Source organism: Variovorax sp. 22077 (assembly GCF_052044195.1).
GTDB lineage: Bacteria > Pseudomonadota > Gammaproteobacteria > Burkholderiales > Burkholderiaceae_C > Variovorax > Variovorax atrisoli.
Genome location: NZ_JBQEQC010000134.1, coordinates 1 through 343 on the forward strand (window position 1 = coordinate 1; position 343 = coordinate 343).

Below are 343 nucleotides of genomic sequence, written 5' to 3' on the forward strand. Positions count from 1 at the left end.
GGCCACGGCGACCGCGACGCCGCCGCCGAGGATCAGGAACGTGCCGGTCGGCTGGGCGATGTCGCGGGGTCCGGCGGCGTAGAGCGCTAACGACAGCACGTTGATCAGGCTGAGCACGAGCAGGACCATGGCAGGCAGCACGAGGGCGAACCACGACCACCGGCTCGCGCCGACGCCGACGCCGATCAGCAGCATCCCGAACGCCAGCTCGCCGGGGGCGAATCCCGCCAGCGCCTGCACGATCCCCAGGGCGGCAGCCGTTCCGACGACCATCGACAGCCGCACGCTGGTGCGCCGGGTGGATGCGAGCGCCCCGGTGAGCGCACCGGCGGCGACGAGCGCG

At 73.8% G+C, this 343-nt stretch carries 1 protein-coding gene; it reads right to left on the bottom strand.

The genetic code is table 11. The features are described from left to right. Positions 1-343: hypothetical protein (locus tag ACTJLF_RS34835; RefSeq protein ID WP_440884936.1), on the bottom strand; the 343-nt coding region annotated here is incomplete at both ends.